We start from the raw sequence: 17,201 nt of genomic DNA on the forward strand, positions 1-17,201 counted from the left end.
TCAGCCAACCGCACCGACACACCCCAGGGAGCCCCGATGAGTGGAGCCATCACCGTCCGCCGCAACAATGACGCGGAACAGGTGACGCCGACCACCACCATGACGGGCCTTGACCTGTTCGGTGAGGATCGCAGCGTCGTCGCCATGCGGGTGGGGGGCGAACTGCGCGACCTCGCCCGCGAACTCGCCGCCGGGGACGAGGTCGAGCCCGTCCTCATCGACAGCCCCGACGGTCTCAGCATCCTGCGTCACTCGGCCGGGCACGTCACGGCGCAGGCCATCCAGGGGCTCTTCTCCGAGGCCAGGCTGGGCATCGGCCCGCCGATCACCGACGGTTTCTACTACGATTTCGCGACGGCGCCGCTCACCCCTGAGGACCTGAAGTCCGTCGAGAAGGCCATGGGCCAGATCGTCAAGGAGCGGCAGCGTTTCGTGCGCAGGGTGGTCACCGACGACGAGGCCCGCGCCGAGCTCGCCGCCGAGCCGTTCAAGCTCGAACTCGTCGCGGACAAGGGGTCGTCATCGGCCGATGACGGTTCCAGCGTGGAGGTGGGGGCCGGCGAGCTCACCATCTACGACAACGTGCGGCGCGACGGCACCGTGGCCTGGAAGGACCTCTGCCGCGGCCCGCACGTCCCCCACACCGGCTACCTCGGCAACGGGTGGGCGCTGACCCGCACATCCGCCGCCTACTGGCGCGGGGACCAGCGCAACGCGGGACTGCAACGGGTCTACGGCACCGCCTGGCCCACCAAGGACGCCCTTCAGGCGTACCGGATGCGCCTCGAGGAGGCGGCGAAGCGGGACCACCGCAAGCTGGGCGTCGAGCTGGACCTGTTCAGCTTCCACGAGATCGTCGGCTCCGGGCTTCCGCTGTTCCATCCCCGCGGAGGCGTCATCAAGCGCGAGATGGAGGACTACGTCCGCGCCCGTCACATCGAGGAGGGCTTCGACTACGTCGGCACCCCCCACATCGCCAAGGAGGAGCTCTTCTACACCTCCGGGCACCTGCCGTACTACGCCGAGGGCATGTTCCCGCCCCTTCTGGAGGACGCCGAGCGCGACGAGCACGGCAACGTCGTCCGCGGTGGACAGGCCTACCGCCTCAAGGCGATGAACTGCCCCATGCATAACCTCATCTTCGCCTCCCGTGGGCGCTCCTACCGCGACCTCCCGTTGCGCTTCTTCGAGTTCGGGACCGTCTACCGAGACGAGAAGTCAGGCGTGGTCCAGGGTCTGACCCGGGTGCGGTCCATCACGCAGGACGACTCCCACAGCTACTGCGCCAAGGAGCAGGCGCCCGACGAGGTGCGCCACCTCCTCCGGTTCGTGCTGTCCCTGCTCAACGACTTCGGCCTGACCGATGTGGTGCTCGAGGTCTCCACCCGCGACGAGGACGGCAAGAAGAAGGACAAGTTCATCGGCTCTGACGAGCAGTGGGCAGAGGCCACCGCCATCCTGGATGCAATCGCGCTGGAGTCCGGGCTGCCCGTGGTCGCCGATCCCGGCGGCGCCGCCTACTACGGACCCAAGATCTCGATCCAGGCCAAGGACGCCATCGGCCGGACCTGGCAGATGTCGACCATCCAGTACGACTTCAACCAGCCCGAGCGCTTCGAGCTGGAGTACACGGCGCCCGACGGCAGCCGTCAGCAGCCGGTGATGATCCACTCGGCGAAGTTCGGCTCGATCGAGCGGTTCATGGGCGTGCTCATCGAGCACTACGCCGGCGCCTTCCCTGCCTGGCTCTCGCCCGTGCAGGTCATCGCCATCCCGGTGGCGGCCGAGTTCGACGCCTACCTGGCTGACATCGTCGCGCAGCTGCGCTCGAAGGGCGTGCGGGTGGACTTCGACGATTCCGACGACCGCTTCGGGAAGAAGATCCGCAATGCCTCGAAGGAGAAGGCGCCCTTCGTCCTGATCGCCGGCGGCGACGACCGGGACTCCGGATCCGTGTCCTTCCGCTTCCGCGACGGCTCCCAGCGCAACGGGGTGCCGGCCGCCGAGGCGGTGGCCACCATCGTCGAGTTCATCGCCTCACGCTCGAACGCGTCCCCGACGGCCGATGCCTGAGGCGGAGACGAGCGACGACTTCGCCGGGGTCCCAGATGCCTTCCAACGGCTCTGGACCCCGCACCGGATGGTCTACATCAAGGGCGACGGCAAGCCCAGGCACGACCACGAGTGCCCGTTCTGCGCCTCGCCGCGCCGCGACGACGCCGACGGGCTCATCGTCGCGCGCGGCGAGCACGCCTACGTGGTGATGAACCTGTTCCCCTACGCGCCCGGGCACCTGCTCGTCTGCCCGTACCGGCACGTGGCCGACTACGCAGACCTGACGCGGGAGGAGGCCACGGACGTGGCCGCGCTCACGCAGAGGGCGATGACGGTGGTGCGTCAGGTGTCGCGGCCGGACGGGTTCAACATCGGCATCAACCAGGGGGCGGTGGCGGGCGCCGGCATCGGGATGCACCTGCACCAGCACATCGTCCCGAGGTGGTCGGGCGACATGAACTTCCTGCCGATCGTGGCCCAGACCCGTGCGTTGCCCCAGCTGATCGGCGAGGCCAGGTCGTTGCTGGCCGAGGCCTGGCGCGCCTGAAGTGGGGATGAGCGGCGCCCTCTGGGCCGTCGGGGGACGGCTCCCGCGCCCCTGGGGCGACGCGCTGGCCCGTGGCGTCGCGCCGGTGGCGGCGCTCCTGCCGCTGAAGGGCGTTGCGGCCTGGGAGACCACGATCGAACGTGCGACAGGGCGCCGGCCGACCGGGAGGCAGCGGCGCCTGCTCGTCGAGAACTGGCTCCGCAACACCCTGTGGTCCCTCCGCCTGGCCCGATGGTCGGACGGCGAGGTGCTCGCCACCATCGACGTGAGCGCCGAGGACGAGGCGAAGCTGCACTCGTCGCTGGCTGGCCCCGGCCTGGTGGTCGCTCTCCCGCACATGGGCTCGTGGGACTTCGCCGGGGCGTGGGCCGCCCGCGTGGGCATCCGGGTGGTCAGCGTCGCCGAACGCCTGCCCGACGGGCTCTTCGAGCGGTTCCGCGACGCCCGTCGCGGCATGGGGATGGAGATCTACGCCGTGGACCGGCCCGAGCTCATGGCGGCGCTCGCCGAGGACGTGCGTGCCGGGCGGCTGGTGTGCCTGTTGAGCGACCGGGACCTCTCCTCGCGCGGCGTGAAGGTGCCCTGGCCGGGCTCGGGGCTGGTCAGCGTGCCCGCCGGGCCCGCGCTGCTGGCCCGCCGGACCGGCGCCGACCTCCGTGTGGTCACCACGGCCTTCCACGGGAACCGGCTGCGGCTGGAGGTGTCCGACCCGGTCGCGGGGGAGGATCCCGAGGCGATGATGCGCGGCGTGGTGGACCGGTTCGCGGCCGCCGTGCGGCGCAGCCCCGAGGACTGGCTGATGCTTCGCCGGGTGTTCCTGTGACGCTGAAGGTGGCCCTGGTGTGCCCCTACTCGCTCGACCGGCCCGGGGGAGTGGCGACTCACGTCCTCGGCCTTGCCCGCTGGCTCCAGGATGAGGGCCACCGCCCCGTGGTGGTGGCCCCCGGAACCCTCGACCAGGATCGGGGTGTGCCGGTCACGCTGCTCGGAGCGCCGCGGGATGTCCGCTTCAACGGCTCGGTGGCGCAGCTGGCGGTCGGTCCCAGGCAGTCCCGCCGGGCGGCCGCAGCAGTGGAGGGGGCCGACGTGGTCCACGTCCACGAGCCCCTGACACCCGGGGCCGCCTTCGCCGCGGCGCGCGCCGCGCGCGCCCTGGTGGTCACGCACCACGCATCCTTCGACCCCTGGCCCCTCGCCGCGCTCGTCCGGCCGCGGGCCGCGCTGCTCCCGGACCGGTTCTCCATCGCCGTCTCGAAGGCCGCCGCCGCCACGGCGCGGGCCCTGACTGGCGTCGACGCCGTCGTCATCCCCAACGCCATCGCGGCCCCCGATGCGTCGGGCCGGCGGGTCGGCAGGCCGACCGTCGCATTCCTCGGTCGCCTCGACGAACCCCGCAAGGGGTACCCGCTCTTCCAGGCGTTGGCGCGCCGCGTGCCGGAGGCGGACTTCGTGGCCGTCGGTCCCGGCGGCCACGGCGACCCTGTCGTCCACGAGTTCGGCCAGCTCGACGACGACGACAAGGCCCGCATGCTCCACTCCGCCAGCGTCCTGGTAGCCCCCAACCGGTACGGGGAGAGCTTCGGGATGATCCTGGTCGAGGGGCTCGCCCACGGGTGCGCCGTCGTCGCCTCGGACCTCCCCGCCTTCCGCGACGTCGTGGACCACCCGGGGTTCGTGTCCTGGTTCCCGGTCGACGACGAGGCCTCCGCCCGTGCCGCCCTGCTCCGCAGGCTCGCCGACCCCGTCGATCCGCTCGCGGCGCGCCGCCTCGTCGAGCGCTACACGTGGCCGGTCGTCGGGCCGCAGATCGCCGCCGCCTACCGGCGCGTGGCGGCGCGGCGCAACGGGGCTGACGTAGGCTGAGTGCGTGACCAGTTCGCCCGTGGTCCCCGATTGGGACACCGACGCCGTCCTCACGGTGCCCAACGTCCTGTCGTTCATCCGTCTCCTCGGCATCCCGGTGTTCTGCTGGCTGATCCTGGACGGGCAGGACGTGGCGGCGGTCATCATGCTGGCCGTGTTCGGCGTGACCGACTGGTTCGACGGCTACCTCGCCCGCAGGCTGAAGCAGCGCAGCCGGCTGGGCACCCGCCTGGACCCCATCGCCGACCGGCTCTACATCCTGGCCGCGGTGGTGGTCCTCCTCGTCCGCGGGATCGTCCCGTGGTGGTTCGTGGTCATCCTGGTGGCCCGCGACGTCATGCTCGCGGCGCTGATTCCGGCTCTGCGGCGCCACGGGATGCTGGCCCTGCCGGTCAACATCGTGGGCAAGGCCGGCACCATGCTGCTCCTGCTGGCGCTCCCGTTGATCCTGCTGGGCTCTCCCACCTCCCTCGACCTGGCCTGGGCCCACTACGCAGGCTGGGTCCTCGGCTCGCTCGGTGCCCTCGTCTACTGGGCGGCCGGCCTCCTCTACGTCCGCGAGACCGTGCGGCTACAACGGAGCGCTCAGTGAGGCGTCCCGACGCCAGCATGAGCCTGCTCACCGACCTCCAGGAGGGTGCGCTCGAGCCCGAATACCGGCTGCAGACCAGCCCCCAGGTGGGACGCGGGCGGCTCCTGGTCGGCGTCGCGCTCGTCGCCGTTCTCCTCACCGTCGCCGTTCTCCAGACCACCCGGGGTGCCGGGGCCGCCGCCACCCAGCGCTCCGAACTCCTGGACCGGGTGGCCGCCGCCAGGGCCCGCCAGGACGAGCTGACCAGCCAGTCGGCGCAGCTCGAGGCGGAGGTCCGCGAGCTTGCAGGGGGCGCGCTCGGCTCCCCCGAGGACCGCCAGCGGCTCGCGGAGGCGGAACTGGCCGCCGGCACCCTGCCCGTGACAGGTCCCGGGATCGTCGTCACGGTGGACGACGCGCCCGCCGCGACACAGGCCAAGGGCCTCGTGCTCGACAGTGACCTGAGCCGCCTCGTCAACGGGCTGTGGCAGGCCGGCGCCGAAGCCGTGTCCATCAACGGGAGGCGGCTGAGCGCCTTGACCCCGATCCGGGCGGCCGGGGCGGCCATCACTGTGGACTTCGTCTCCCTCAGCCCTCCCTACCGCCTTGAGGTCATCGGGGACCCGGGCACGCTCCCGGCCCGGTTCAACGAGACCCCGGCCGCCGCCTGGTGGCAGTTCCTCACCATGAACTACGGGCTCACCATGGAGATCGAGGCGTCCGACGGTGATCTCGACCTCCCGGCGGATCCCGGCATGGCCATCCGCCACGCCACGACCAGCGACGAGGAGAACTGACGTGTTCGCAATCCTGGGCCTGGTGGCCGGCGTCGTGGTGGGACTGCTCCTGCAGCCCACCCTGCCTCCCGTCCTGGTCCCGTACCTCCCCATCGCCATCGTGGCCGCGTTCGACGCCATCCTCGGTGCCACCCGTGCCTACCTGGACGGGATCTTCTCGGACCGGGTGTTCCTGGTGTCCTTCCTGTCGAACGTGGTGATCGCGGGACTCATCGTCTTCGTCGGGGACCAGATCGGGGTCGGGTCGCAGCTGTCGACCGGCGTCGTCGTCGTCCTCGGGATCCGCATCTTCACCAACGCCGCCGCCATCCGACGGGCGCTGCTCCATGCCTGAGCCGAGGCGCGCCACCCCCCGTCGCCCCCCGGGGGCCCTGCTGAAGGCCTTCTTCCGGCCCAGCCGGGGCCAGTTCGCCGTCGGCGTGGCGCTGTTCCTCACCGCGCTGATCGTGGTGGTGACGCTGCGCTCCCAGGCGAACCAGCCCGAGTTCGCCAACGTGCGCCAGGCGGATCTCATCCAGCTGCTGGACAACGTGACCGCGGAGACCCGACGGCTCGAGGACGAGGTGCGCGACCTCGAGCAGGCACGCTCCGAACTCCTGAGCGGGGCGGACCGCGACGAGGCCGCGCGGGCCGAGGCGGCCCGGCGGCTGGAGGAGGCACAGATCATCGCCGGCACGGTGCCGGTCAGCGGCCCGGGAGTGCGCATCGAGCTCGACGACCCGCAGGGCCGGGTCAGCGCCGAGCTGCTGCTCGACGCCGTCGAGGAGCTGCGCGATGCGGGCGCAGAGGTCATCGAGCTCAACGACACCGTGCGTCTGGTGATGCGGTCCTGGTTCGGCACCGATCAGGCGGGCATGCTCACCGCCGACGGGGTCACCCTTGAGGCCCCCTACCTCATCGAGGCCATCGGGGACCCCGCCACCCTCGAGGCGGGCGCGCGCTTCCGTGGCGGCCTCGTCAGCGAGGTGGAGGGCGAGCGCGTGGGTGGGCGGGTCACCATCACCCAGGAGGAGTCCGTCGCGATCGACTCCGTGGCCACCCCGGGGGAGAACGAGTTCGCCAGACCGCGGTAACGCAGTTGATAGCGGGTGATAAGTTCCTCAGGTAGCGTAGAAGTCCCAAGCGCCCCGTCGATGACGAACCAGGAGTGTTGACTCATGAAGTGCCGACAGTGTGGATCTGACAGCTCATCGGAGGCGCGGTTCTGCAGTGTGTGCGGGGCCCCCCTGGCAGACCCGACGGGTGACACCACGACGATGATCCCGGTCACCGCAGACGACCGGCCCGTGGTCGAGCTGACGGACCAGGAGCGGGCGGAGGCCAAGACGCTCGCCGCGGGTAACGCCCTTCTGGTGGTCAACCGCGGCCCGGGGGATTCGAGCAGGTTCCTCATCGACAACGACATCACCAACGTGGGCAGGCATCCGGAGTCGGACATCTTCCTCGACGACATCACCGTGTCGCGGCATCACGCGAAGTTCGTGCGCAGCGCCGGCAAGCTCTATCTGGAGGACCTGGGCAGCCTCAACGGCACCTACGTCAACCGCACTCTGCTCGACGGGCGGACGGTGCTCCGCGAGGGCGACGAGATCCAGATCGGGAAGTACCGCGCCACGATCTCGCTGAGTGAGCCCGGTCTGAGCTGATGCCTGGCGCGGCGCGCACCATCGGCCGCGTACTGGAGATGATCCGGGCGGAGTTCCCGGACATCTCCGTATCCAAGCTGAGGTATCTCGAGACGGAGGGTCTGATTTCTCCGGACCGTCAGCAGCCCTCGGGTTACCGGCGGTTCAGCCAGGAGGACGTCGACCGGCTGCTCTACGTGCTGCGCGCGCAGCGTGACCGCTACCTCCCGCTCAAGGTCATCCGCGAGGAACTCGACGCACTCGACCGCGGGGAACAGCCCGCATCGCTCGCCACCCCGTCCTCCACCGACGACGAGCCGGCCTCCGAACCGCGCCAGGCGGCCCGTGTCTCCGCCGCGCAGGGGCTGTTGACGCGTCGTCAGGTCCTGGCCGAATCGGGACTCGGCGAGGCGTCGCTGATCCATCTCGAGCGCCTCAAGATCATTCAGCCGCGCCGAGGGTCCCAGCTCTACGGCCGCGAGGCGGTGGCACTGGCTGTCTCGGCGAAGAAGCTGGTCAGCTACGGCGTGGACCTCCGGCAACTCAGGGTGATGCAGCAGGCGGCGGCGATGGAGGCGGCCGTCGTCGAACAGGCGCTCGACCAGTACCGGCGCCGGTCGGGGCCCCCTCAGGAGGTGGTCGTCGACCTCTACCGGGTTGTCATGCAGGCCCACGCAGCCCTCCTCCACGGGCAGATCCACTGAGTAGGCTGAGCCCATGATCGGTCTCGACGTCCTCGGCATCCGCCTCATCTCGCCGGACGAGCCGGCGGTGCTCCTGCTGCAGGAGCAGGGCGGGTCGCGGTGCCTGCCCATCTGGGTCGGCAACATCGAGGCCGCGGCGATCGCCAGCGGCCTTGACGGCACGGCTGCCGCCCGGCCCCTCACCCACGACCTCCTCGCAACCCTGCTCCCGATGATCGCGCCCGACGGGGGCGTGGTCGTCGTGACCGGCATGGAGGAGGGGGTCTACCGGGCAGAGCTGCGACTCGGTGAGCACGTCGTCGACGCCAGGCCGAGCGACTGCGTCGCCGTGGCGGTACGCCTGGGGTGGACCATCCAGTGCCCGGCCGCCCTCATGGATGAAGTAGGGGTTGAGGTTGAGGCCGCCCAGACCGACGAGGTTGAGGCCTTCCGGGCGTTCCTCGACAGCGTCAACGCCGACGACTTCGAAGACGAATAATGCCTGGTCAGGCCCCATTCGAGGGATTCGGCACCGGCCCCGGAGCGGGCCACGGCCGGCCGCGCCCGCGAACTTTCTCCGGCATGCTCGGGCGTGTCGTCCCGCTCTCGACGCGCACCCGATTAGCGTCGGGTCTGCCGGTGCACCAACGCCGCGGAAGAAGTGAGGGAACGTGACTGAGACGCCAGAGGCTGAGCCGCTTCAAGCCCTGCTCTTCGACGGCGACTTCGCGCCCGTGCCCAGCGACACCGGCTACCGCGGCCCGATCGCCCATCGCGTGGCCGGCATCACCTACCGGCAGCTCGACTACTGGGCCCGCACCGGGCTGGTGGTCCCGTCCATCCGCAATGCGGAGGGCTCCGGGACCCAGCGCCTGTACTCCTTCCGCGACATTCTGCTGCTGCGCGTGGTCAAGCGGTTCCTGGACATCGGCATCTCCCTGCAGCAGATCCGGGTGGCCATCGATCACCTGCATGCCCGCGGCGTCGACGACCTGACCGAGCTGACGCTCGTCAGCGACGGGTTCAGCGTCTACGAGGTGACCTCGGCCAACGAGCTGTTCGACCTGAGCCGCGGTGGTCAGGGCATGTTCATGATCTCCGTCAGCAGCGTCTGGCGGGAGCTGGAGGGCACCCTGGCCGCGCTCCCTGGCGAGCGCACGGCCGATACCGCGGCCGAGACCCTGGACCCCTCTGATGAGCTCGCGGCCCGACGGCGGACGCGGGCCGTCTGAAGCCTCCCGGCGCAGCGGAGCCGCCGGTAAGGTCTCGTCCGTGAAGGACTGGATCGACAGGGTGAGGAAGCGGCCTGTGGTGGCCCACGCCATGGCCGCGATGAACCGCTACAACAAGCGTCTGGGGCCGCAGTTCGCGGCCGGCATCACCTACTTCTCCGTGCTCTCCATGGTGCCGATCCTGATGTTCGCCTTCTCGATGCTGGGCATGACGCTCACCGTGCTGCGCCCGGACCTGCTCGACCAAGTGAAGGACCTCCTGGACGCCGAGCTGGGGGCCACCAACCTGTCGGAGAGCCTCGGGAAGGTCGTGGATCACGCCTTCAGGAACTGGGCTTCGGTGGCGAGCGTGGCCGTCGTCACGGCGGCCTACTCCGGCTCGAACTGGGTGGGCAACCTCAAGCGCGCCGTCCGGGTGATGTGGTCGGAGAAGTTCGCCGACGCGGCCCGGAGGGGCAACTTCTTCGTCGAGATCGCGTTCAATCTGGTGATCTTCCTCGGGCTCCTCGTGTGCGTGGGGGTGAGCCTCGGCGTGGCCTCCGTGGGGGGCGGGTTCTCCAGGCAGGTCATCGAGTGGCTGGGCTGGAGCCATCTTCCCGGGATCGAGTTCCTCTTCCAGGCCGTGAGCGTCGTGCTCACGCTCCTGGCCAGCTGGATCCTCATCGCCTTCCTGTTCGTGGCGATGCCCCGGAAGCGGGCGAGGCCCCGCGTCTGGCTGATCGGGACCCTGATCGGCGCGGTCCTCATCACGGCGCTCCAGCAGGTGGCGGGCCGTCTCGTGGGCCTGTTCTCCAACAATCCCGCCTCGGCCATCTTCGGCCCCGTCATCGTCCTGATGCTGGTGTTGAATCTGCTCGCCACCATCATCCTCATGTCCGCCGCCTGGATCGGCACAGACGAGGTGTGGGCGGCAGAGCTTGCCACGAGCCACGCCGGGCGGACCTCCGAGGTGACCGACCACGCCGGGATCGACCTGGCGGAGGAGACCGTGGCGGCGTCGCATCAGGCCTCACGCAGGTGGGCGGCCACCAGGAGCCTCGACGATCTACGCCGGGCGGATCCGGTCACCCTGCCGCCACCGGATCCGGCGCGGCCGGTCCGGCAGGACGTGGCGGCACGGAGCGTCCGGATCGGGACCCGGCTGGGCTACGGCGTCGGCGCGGCCACGGGGCTCGGTCTCGGCGCGTTGCTGGCCGGGGTGGTCCGCGGGCTCAGGCGTCGCTGAACCCCACCACCAGCGAGCCCTCCGGCGGCACGGTCACCGGCCGCGACACGCCGTCGTGGACGAGGGCATAGGTGCCTGCGGCCGCCGGTGCGAGGGCTCGGAGAGTCAGCCTGTGCGGGCGCCGGTCGCGCCACTCGAGGTCCACGGCGACGCCGGGCCTGGCCACCAGCCCGGTGACCTCGCCGTCGTCCAGGTGCGGGGGGAGCGCCGGCAGCAGGTCGATCCGGCCGGGGCGGTGACTCTGGAGCAGCGCCTCGACGAAGGCTCCGAGGAATCCGAGGTTGCCGTCGATCTGGAAGGGCGGGTGGGCGGCGAAGAGGTTGGCGTAGAGCCCGCCGCGCTGGGCGAAGCCGGGGCCGTCGTCCGCCGGGCGCACCACCAGGGTCAGCAGCCGCCCCACGGCCTGGCCGTCGCCGAGCCTGGCCCTGAGCGCGATCTTCCAGGCCAGGGACCAGCCGGTGGAGTCGTCGCCTCGGGCGTCGAGTGTCGCGGCCACGGCGGCGGCGTGGCTGGCCGGGTCCAGGTCACCCGGGAACCACGGGAGGAGGTGGGAGAGATGGCGGTGCAACGGCTCCTCCTGCACGCGGTCCTCGCCCCACTCCGCGATCGTGCCGTCCGACGAGACGCGCGGCCCGGGGATCCGGGCCGCCGTCGCCGACGCCTCGGCGGCGATCGGGTCCTCCGGGGCGAAGGTCGAGGCAAGCTCCGCCGCGAGGAGCAGCACGTCGCGGACCAGGGCGCGGTCCATCGCGGAGGAGCTGGTCAGCGACGCCGGGACCCCTCTGTGCAGGAACCGGTTCTCGGGGGAGGTGGAGGGAATCGTCTGCGGGATCCCGTCGGCATCGGGCCGCAGGAAGTCCAGGAGGAAGCGGGCCGCGCCCCGGACGACGGGCCAGAACCGGCTGAGCATCTCCTCGTCCATCGCGCCGAAGCGCCGCTGCTCGTCGAACTGGCGCACCAGCCACGCCCCGCCCATCGCCCACTGGGACCAGGACGCGTCCCCGTTGGTGGGGAGCGTGAAGGCCCAGGCATCGGTGTTGTGGTGGGCCACCCATCCCCGCGCGCCGTACAGGCGGTGCGCGGTGTCCCCGCCCCGCTCGGCCAGCGACTCCAGCAGCGGCAGCAGCGAGCGGTGGCAGCCTGATGCGCCGGTGGTCTCGGCTCCCCAGTAATTCATCGGCAGGTTGATGTTGAGCGTGTACGCCGACGACCAGGGCGGCTGCAGCTCGGCGTTCCAGATCCCCTGGAGGTTGGCCGGGAGGCCGCCGTCGCGGCTGGAGCTGAGCAGCAGGTAGCGGCAGTACTCGAGGAGCAGCGCCACCAGCGACGGGTCCGTGGCGGCCACGTCCGTGAGCGCCACGGACCTGACCCGCTCGTCGGGATCGGCCAGGGGACTGGTGCCTCCGAGGCGGACGGAGAAGGTCCCCGCCCGCTCGGAGTGCGCGGCCGCGTGCCGGGCGAGTGCGGACTCGGCGTGTGCCTCCGCGCGACGGATCGCCCGCCCGAGGGCGTCCTCGACGGGGCCTGGGGGCAGGGTAGGGGAGGTGTAGGTGGTCTCGATCGCGAGCACGATCTCCGTTGAGGTCGCTGAGCGCACGAGAATGGCCCCGTCGTCCGCGCCCACCTCGCCGTCGGTGGTCACGCGCAGCCGCAGGGCCACGCGGACTGGATCGACTCCGGGCACCTCCCAGGTGAGGGGTGGGGAGTCGGGCTCGTGGCCGGGGGCGACGTCGGCCGGCAGCGCCGCGATCAGCGTGACCGCGCCGTCGGTCGCCTCGAGCGATTCGACCCGCAGCGGCGTGGCCACACTGATGCGGAGATCGCCCGGCTCAACCGACCGCACCGTGTGGGCGAGGACGTCGTCGCGCAGGCAGGCGGCGGTGCGCATCTGCCAGGTGCGCGCGCCGTCGGAGAGTGTCGCGGTGTGGACGCCGGTGGAAAGGTCGAGGGACCGGACGACGCCGGCGCCGCCGGCCCCCTCGAGGCGGACCTCCAGCTCGCCCACGGGCAGGAACGCCTGCGCGTAGCCGTGCTGCAGCGGACGCAGGGCCTCCTCGGCCCCGACGGGGTCGTCGCCCTCGATGAGCGCGCGCGCGTCCGCGAGGGCCTCAGCCGCCACAGCCGGGTGGACCAGGTTCCGCACGGCCGAGCCCACCCCACCGGACCAGGCCGTGGACTCGTTCAGGCCGATCCGCACCGCGCCGTCCTCGACCCCGACCATGGCGCCCAGGCGCCCGTTGCCAAGCGGGAGGCGGTCCAGCCAGGAGCGCGACGGGCGGTGATACGTGAGGCTGGTCATGACGCGTCCCCCCGGTCCTCGCGGACGACGGCGACGTCGCCGGCCGCGAGCGTGAGGATGCCGGTCACCGGCTCGTCGTCGAGCAGGTTCGTGCCCCCGGCGGGGACGGTGGCGGGAACCGTGCCGTGGTTGATCACGAACAGGTAGCTGGAGGAGCCGGCTCGACGGCGGACCACCTCCACCCCCTCATAGCCCGGCGTCGGGAGGTCTGCCTCGGCCAGCACCCGTCCCACGAAGGAGCGGAGGTCCGCGCCCGTCAGCCGCGTCGACAGGTAATGCACGCGGCCCCCGCCCAGGAGGATCCGGCGCGTGACCGCGGGGGATCCGGTCCCGATGACGGGGTGGGCGTCGCCCGTGTAGGTGGCCGCGGCCTCGGCCCCATGGAGCTGGAGGAGCTCGGTCCACGAGCTCCCCGAGGCCCCGTCGGACAGTGTCACGCAGCCGCCGGGGGCCAGCGGCACGTGCTCCTCGACGCGGATCCCGGCCAGGGACGCGAAGGCTGCCGAGTAGCTTCCGTGCCGCACCCGCAGGTGTTCGTCGGTGGAGCCGGCGAAGTGCCAGACCGCGAGATGGCCGCCACCGTCCACGAAACGGGCGAACGCCTCCGCCTGGTGGTCGCTGACCGCCAGGAGGCTGGGCACGAGGATCACGTCGTAGCGCCCGAGGTCGTCGTCGGGGGACACCACGTCGGCCACCACGCCGAGTTCCCAGAGGGCCGTGTGCACGGCGCGGACGGCGGGGAGGAAGTCGACGTCGTTCGAGGGCATCGCGGGGGTCTGCGCCGCCCACCAGGCGTCGGCGCTCCAGACGATGCCCACCCGGGCCTCGACCACGGGACCGGCGGCGGGGTCCGCCACTGCCTCGGCAACGGCCTCCAGCTCCGCCCCCAGCGCGGCCAGCTCGCGGAAGATCCACGAGTCCGGGCCGGCGTGCGGCACCATCGCCGAGTGGAAGAACTCGGCGCCCACGAGCGGTGAGCGCCACTGGAAGAAGAGCGATCCCATGGCGCCGCGGGCCAGGTACTGGTAGGTGTTGCGGCGCATCCGCCCCGGCTCCTTGGGCAGCATCCGGCCGCCGGCGTAGTCGTAGACCAGGCTCGTGGACTGCTCCATGAGGAGCCACGGCCGCCCACCGGCGAAGGAGCGGGCCAGGTCCGCGCCGAAGGCCACGTGGGTCTCCCCGGCCGGGCCGGCGTCGTCGAGGTAGTGGTCGATCGAGACCACGTCGATCTCGCGGGCGAACGCCCACTGGTCGTAGTGGTTCCACGTGGGCAGCATGAAGTTGGTGGTGGTGGGCACGTGCGGGGTGAGCTCGCGGACCACCGTCGCCTGGTCCCGGAGGCAGTCGAGGAGGAGGTCCGCGCTGAAACGCTTGAAGTCGAGGACGTGTGCGGGGTTGGGCAGGTACTGCGTGGCCTGCGGCGCGTGGACGTCTCGCCAGTCGGAGTACCCCTGGGACCAGAAGGCCGTGTTCCAGGCCGCGTTGAGGGCCGTGAGGTCGCCGTAGCGTCCAGCCAGCCACGTGCGGAAGGCCGCGTCGGTCACCGGACCGTAGGACACCGTGCCGTACTCGTTGTGCAGGTGCCACATCGCCAGGCCCGGGTGGGTGCCGTAGCGCTCGGCCAGCGCGCGCGTGATGCGCACAGCGGCGTCGCGGTAGGCGGGGGCCGCGGGGTTGTAGGTGTCGCGGCTGCCGTGCATGAGGCGCACGCCGTCGGCCGTGACAGGGAGGGCCTCCGGATGGAGGCGGGAGAACCACGGCGGGGGAGAGGCCGTCGGCGTGGCCAGGATCACCCTGACACCCGACGAGTGAAGCCGGTCCATCGCGTCGTCGAGCCAGCCGAACTCGTAGCGTCCGGGCTCCGGCTCGAGAGAGGACCACGAGAACACGCCGACGGTGGCGGTGTTGACGTGCGCCTCGCGCATGAGGCGGAGGTCCTCGTCCAGTACGGTCCTGGACCACTGCTCGGGGTTGTAGTCCCCACCGAACCAAACGCCGGGGGAGTGCACTTGTCGAAACGGTTCGATGCTCACCCGTCCACTCTACATGCGGCAGAGGCCCGCCGTCCCAACTCGTGTGGAGTGGGGCGACGAGCCTCTGCGTGACGCGGGAGACCCGCGTCGGTGGGTCAGTGCGCGGCGGTGATGACGGGGAAGTCCTGGCCGATGTCGGCCAGCATCGCCTTGTACCAGTCCTGGTTCAGGTCGAACGGCTTGCCGCCCTTGATCCGGTCGAACGCGATGGCGCTCAGCACATCGCCGTTCTCCTCGTCATGGCCGATGACGCCGGGCTCACCGCGGAGCGCGCAGTCGACGGCGAGGTCGGTGCACTGCCTGATGAGGGCCAGGTCCGCGTCGTTGGCGGCGGCGGAGCGGGAGAAGTAGCCCGACTTCTGGATCATGACCTTCTCTGCGTCCAGCTTCTCGGCGAACTTCGAGGCGAACCACGCCCCGGGGTTGATCTTGTCCAGCTTCACGTGGCCGAACGGGTCCCGCGGCACCTCCTCGCCGGCACCCTCCATCTCGGCGACGATGGCGTCGAGGCCGGCGCCCTCCGACAGGAAGATGGTGACGTTGCCCACCTCGTCCATGATGGTGCCGAGGCGCTCGGCCTCCTTGGCGATGTCGATGACGCCCTCGGGCACGTACACGCCGTGCACGTCCCACGCGGCGCGCGACAGGCCGATCTCGGGCAGCCACTCCTGGGTGTCGAGCCAGGCGCGGTACTCCTGCGCGGTGGCGGCCGTCAACCAGCCGCAGTGCCGCCCCATGACCTCGTGCACGATGAGCATGCGCGAGCCCGAGTTGTGCTCAGCCACGATGTTCTTGGCGAAGATCGCGCCCTGCTCGGCCGCGGTCCACGCGCCCAGCGACTGCTTGATCGGGATGACGTCGTTGTCGATGGTCTTGGGGAGGCCCACCACGGTCAGGCCGTAGTCGTGCTCGGCGAGGTAGGCGGCGAGGTCCGCGGCGGTGGTGTTGGTGTCGTCGCCGCCGATGGTGTGCAGGACGTCGACTCCGTCGGCCACGAGACGGTCCGCCGCCACCTGGAGCGGGTTGGCGCCCTCGGCGACGAGCCCGCGCTTGACGAGGTCCTTGGCGTTGGTCAGCTTGACGCGGGAGTTGCCGACGGGGGAGCCGCCGAACTTGTGCAGCAGAGCGGCGTTGGCGCGGACCTTGTCGTCGACGACGAGGTAGTCACCCTTGAGGAGGCCCTGGTACCCGTGGCGGTAGGCGATGATCTCGATCTCGGGGGCCACCTGCGTGTAGCGCTCGATCAGTCCACCGATCGCGGAGGAGAGGCAGGGAGCGAAACCGCCGGCCGTGAGGATGGCTACCTTCTTGACCATGAGGGTCCTTTCATAGGAATGCATGACGCTTGGGTTGTCGGCTCCAGCCTATTGCACCCCGCCGTTGCCGCGGGGGCCAGGGGCGGCGAGGGCGGGCGGGCACCGTAGTTGTCCACAGCCGGGAAGCGGTGACCCTCCCGCTTGGCAGGATGGGCGCATGAGACGACCAACAGACCAGCGCGGACTCAGCGGATCGGTCCAGGCTGTGGTGCTGCTGCCGTTGTCCATCGGGATCCTGCTCAGCCTGATGCAGTGGTCGTTGCAGTACTGGGCGGAGTCGACGGCGCTGGCCGCCGCCCAGCAGGGGGTCGCCGTCGCAGCGGCCTACGACGGGCGGCCGGGCGACGGGGAGGCGGCCGCGGCCGAGGTGGCGGGCAACGGCTCGCTCAGCCAGGTGCGCGTGAGCGTCAGCAGGGGAGCCCGCACCACCACCGCCACCGTCAGCGGGCGCGCCGTCGTCATCATGTGGCCCCGCGAGATCCGCAAGACGGTCACCGCGGCGACGGAGCGGGTGACCGGCTCGTGACAGGGAACGGTGGTGAGCGCGGCCTGGCCATGTCCGTGGAGGCGGTGGTGATCCTCCCCGTTCTGGTGCTGTTCATCGGCCTGGTGATCTCGCTCGCCAGGATCGCGATCGCCGAGCAGAGCGTGGGCGCGGCGGCCGCCGCCGCGGCCAGGTCGGCCTCGCTCGAGCGCAGCAGCTCCAGCGCCCAGAGCGCGGCGCTGGAGGCGGCCCGTCTGTCGCTGGCTCAGCGTCATGTTGCCTGCCGGACAACCGATGTTGCCGTCGACGCCGCCGGAGTGGGACGTGCGCTGGGGCAGCGCGCCACCGTCGAGGTCGAGGTCCGGTGCCTCGTCGAGTTGAGGGACGTGAGCCTGCCGTTCGTCCCCGGTTCGGTGTCGGTGACGGCCGCCAGGACCTCGCCGGTGGACCCGTTGCGTGGTCGGTAGAGTG

Annotated in this window: 18 protein-coding genes; 15 read left to right on the forward strand and 3 right to left on the reverse strand. The window is 71.1% G+C overall.

Features of this window, described 5'->3' with window-relative positions:
• Window positions 1-36 precede the first annotated feature (36 nt).
• The 13 genes from thrS (at window position 37) to ACX1D3_RS11770 (ending at window position 10,598) form a co-directional block, all read left to right on the forward strand.
• Window positions 37-2,073, forward strand: coding sequence for a threonine--tRNA ligase (gene thrS / locus ACX1D3_RS11710; RefSeq protein WP_458994018.1), 2,037 nt, complete (start codon window positions 37-39; stop codon window positions 2,071-2,073).
• Window positions 2,066-2,602, forward strand: a complete 537-nt coding sequence (locus tag ACX1D3_RS11715) for an HIT family protein (protein WP_458994019.1) — start codon at window positions 2,066-2,068, stop codon at window positions 2,600-2,602. Before thrS ends, ACX1D3_RS11715 begins: the two co-directional genes overlap by 8 nt.
• A gap of 7 nt (window positions 2,603-2,609) precedes the next feature.
• Window positions 2,610-3,425 (forward strand): LpxL/LpxP family acyltransferase, encoded by an 816-nt coding sequence (locus ACX1D3_RS11720; RefSeq protein ID WP_458994020.1) that lies wholly within the window; start codon window positions 2,610-2,612, stop codon window positions 3,423-3,425.
• Window positions 3,422-4,465, forward strand: coding sequence for a glycosyltransferase family 4 protein (locus ACX1D3_RS11725; protein WP_458994021.1), 1,044 nt, complete (start codon window positions 3,422-3,424; stop codon window positions 4,463-4,465). The genes ACX1D3_RS11720 and ACX1D3_RS11725 overlap by 4 nt, the downstream gene beginning before the upstream one ends.
• 4 nt (window positions 4,466-4,469) lie before the next feature.
• Window positions 4,470-5,057, forward strand: a complete 588-nt coding sequence (locus ACX1D3_RS11730; protein WP_458994022.1) for a CDP-alcohol phosphatidyltransferase family protein — start codon at window positions 4,470-4,472, stop codon at window positions 5,055-5,057.
• Window positions 5,054-5,833: a DUF881 domain-containing protein gene (locus ACX1D3_RS11735; protein ID WP_458994023.1), complete on the forward strand. Its 780-nt coding sequence runs from the start codon at window positions 5,054-5,056 to the stop codon at window positions 5,831-5,833. Before ACX1D3_RS11730 ends, ACX1D3_RS11735 begins: the two co-directional genes overlap by 4 nt.
• A 1-nt stretch (window position 5,834) precedes the next feature.
• Window positions 5,835-6,167, forward strand: coding sequence for a small basic family protein (locus ACX1D3_RS11740; protein ID WP_458994024.1), 333 nt, complete (start codon window positions 5,835-5,837; stop codon window positions 6,165-6,167).
• A complete protein-coding gene (locus tag ACX1D3_RS11745) occupies window positions 6,160-6,906 on the forward strand; it encodes a DUF881 domain-containing protein (protein ID WP_458994025.1) in 747 nt (248 codons plus the stop codon). Before ACX1D3_RS11740 ends, ACX1D3_RS11745 begins: the two co-directional genes overlap by 8 nt.
• 84 nt (window positions 6,907-6,990) lie before the next feature.
• The gene (locus ACX1D3_RS11750; RefSeq protein WP_458994026.1) at window positions 6,991-7,479 is read left to right on the forward strand and encodes an FHA domain-containing protein; all 489 of its coding nucleotides are present in this window, start codon (window positions 6,991-6,993) and stop codon (window positions 7,477-7,479) included.
• On the forward strand, window positions 7,479-8,162 hold the full coding sequence (gene ftsR, locus ACX1D3_RS11755; protein WP_458994027.1) for a transcriptional regulator FtsR: 684 nt from the start codon (window positions 7,479-7,481) through the stop codon (window positions 8,160-8,162). The genes ACX1D3_RS11750 and ftsR overlap by 1 nt, the downstream gene beginning before the upstream one ends.
• Window positions 8,163-8,175: 13 nt before the next feature.
• Entirely contained in the window at window positions 8,176-8,640 is a 465-nt protein-coding gene (locus tag ACX1D3_RS11760) for a bifunctional nuclease family protein (protein WP_458994028.1), read from the forward strand.
• Between the two features lie 172 nt (window positions 8,641-8,812).
• On the forward strand, window positions 8,813-9,373 hold the full coding sequence (locus ACX1D3_RS11765) for a MerR family transcriptional regulator (protein WP_458994029.1): 561 nt from the start codon (window positions 8,813-8,815) through the stop codon (window positions 9,371-9,373).
• A gap of 40 nt (window positions 9,374-9,413) precedes the next feature.
• A complete protein-coding gene (locus ACX1D3_RS11770) occupies window positions 9,414-10,598 on the forward strand; it encodes a YhjD/YihY/BrkB family envelope integrity protein (RefSeq protein ID WP_458994030.1) in 1,185 nt (394 codons plus the stop codon).
• Here the strand turns inward: ACX1D3_RS11770 and ACX1D3_RS11775 are convergent.
• The 3 genes from ACX1D3_RS11775 to ACX1D3_RS11785 all read right to left on the reverse strand — a co-directional run bounded on the left by ACX1D3_RS11775 (window position 10,585) and on the right by ACX1D3_RS11785 (window position 16,270).
• The gene (locus ACX1D3_RS11775; RefSeq protein WP_458994031.1) at window positions 10,585-12,897 is read right to left on the reverse strand and encodes a glycosyl hydrolase family 95 catalytic domain-containing protein; all 2,313 of its coding nucleotides are present in this window, start codon (window positions 12,895-12,897) and stop codon (window positions 10,585-10,587) included. The genes ACX1D3_RS11770 and ACX1D3_RS11775 overlap by 14 nt on opposite strands.
• Window positions 12,894-14,930, reverse strand: coding sequence for a beta-galactosidase (locus tag ACX1D3_RS11780; RefSeq protein ID WP_458994032.1), 2,037 nt, complete (start codon window positions 14,928-14,930; stop codon window positions 12,894-12,896). Before ACX1D3_RS11780 ends, ACX1D3_RS11775 begins: the two co-directional genes overlap by 4 nt.
• A gap of 95 nt (window positions 14,931-15,025) precedes the next feature.
• Window positions 15,026-16,270, reverse strand: coding sequence for a pyrophosphate--fructose-6-phosphate 1-phosphotransferase (locus ACX1D3_RS11785; protein WP_458994033.1), 1,245 nt, complete (start codon window positions 16,268-16,270; stop codon window positions 15,026-15,028).
• A 133-nt stretch (window positions 16,271-16,403) separates the two neighbouring features.
• Between ACX1D3_RS11785 and ACX1D3_RS11790 the strand changes: the two genes are divergently transcribed.
• The gene (locus tag ACX1D3_RS11790; RefSeq protein ID WP_458994034.1) at window positions 16,404-16,772 is read left to right on the forward strand and encodes a hypothetical protein; all 369 of its coding nucleotides are present in this window, start codon (window positions 16,404-16,406) and stop codon (window positions 16,770-16,772) included.
• Complete coding sequence (locus ACX1D3_RS11795; protein WP_458994035.1) at window positions 16,769-17,197, forward strand: TadE/TadG family type IV pilus assembly protein; 429 nt, start codon at window positions 16,769-16,771, stop codon at window positions 17,195-17,197. Before ACX1D3_RS11790 ends, ACX1D3_RS11795 begins: the two co-directional genes overlap by 4 nt.
• The last annotated feature ends 4 nt before the right edge of the window (window positions 17,198-17,201 follow it).

The sequence above is a fragment of the Tessaracoccus yangjingae genome (assembly GCF_054483935.1).

Coding starts and splice junctions, on each gene's coding strand:
- thrS (WP_458994018.1), top strand. CDS start 37: ATGAGTGGAGCCATCACCGTCCGCCGCAACAATGACGCGGAACAGGTG.
- ACX1D3_RS11715 (WP_458994019.1), top strand. CDS start 2,066: ATGCCTGAGGCGGAGACGAGCGACGACTTCGCCGGGGTCCCAGATGCC.
- ACX1D3_RS11720 (WP_458994020.1), top strand. CDS start 2,610: ATGAGCGGCGCCCTCTGGGCCGTCGGGGGACGGCTCCCGCGCCCCTGG.
- ACX1D3_RS11745 (WP_458994025.1), top strand. CDS start 6,160: ATGCCTGAGCCGAGGCGCGCCACCCCCCGTCGCCCCCCGGGGGCCCTG.
- ACX1D3_RS11750 (WP_458994026.1), top strand. CDS start 6,991: ATGAAGTGCCGACAGTGTGGATCTGACAGCTCATCGGAGGCGCGGTTC.
- ftsR (WP_458994027.1), top strand. CDS start 7,479: ATGCCTGGCGCGGCGCGCACCATCGGCCGCGTACTGGAGATGATCCGG.
- ACX1D3_RS11760 (WP_458994028.1), top strand. CDS start 8,176: ATGATCGGTCTCGACGTCCTCGGCATCCGCCTCATCTCGCCGGACGAG.
- ACX1D3_RS11775 (WP_458994031.1), bottom strand. CDS start 12,897: ATGACCAGCCTCACGTATCACCGCCCGTCGCGCTCCTGGCTGGACCGC.
- ACX1D3_RS11785 (WP_458994033.1), bottom strand. CDS start 16,270: ATGCATTCCTATGAAAGGACCCTCATGGTCAAGAAGGTAGCCATCCTC.
- ACX1D3_RS11790 (WP_458994034.1), top strand. CDS start 16,404: ATGAGACGACCAACAGACCAGCGCGGACTCAGCGGATCGGTCCAGGCT.